This window comes from Corynebacterium sp. HMSC078H07, assembly GCF_001812805.1.
Lineage (GTDB): Bacteria > Actinomycetota > Actinomycetes > Mycobacteriales > Mycobacteriaceae > Corynebacterium.
Window position 1 is genome coordinate 1 of record NZ_KV810477.1, and the last position, 262, is coordinate 262.

Sequence of the window (262 nt, forward strand, 5' to 3'; positions counted from 1 at the left end):
TCCATGGCGGATGCCATGGTGCTGTTGCTGTCGGGCAGCCTGGAGCCTGAAGCAGCGAAAGTGGTGGTGCATACTTATAAGGCGTCTGATGTGGAGGGGGTACCGGTCTTTGTTCAGGGCCATGGGTGGCGTGGTGGGGATACTCCAGCGGCCACGGTGGTTGAGCGGGATTTAAGCCAGGTGCCTAAAGCTTCTGATTCTTATCGTCCGTCGGATTTTGTGCGTAAGTATGTTGAGGGCCGTGATGGGACGTGTCGGGCTG

1 pseudogene is annotated in these 262 nt (G+C 57.6%); it reads left to right on the forward strand.

The features are described from left to right. A pseudogene (locus HMPREF2875_RS13820) lies at nucleotides 1-262 on the forward strand (HNH endonuclease); the annotation flags it as partial.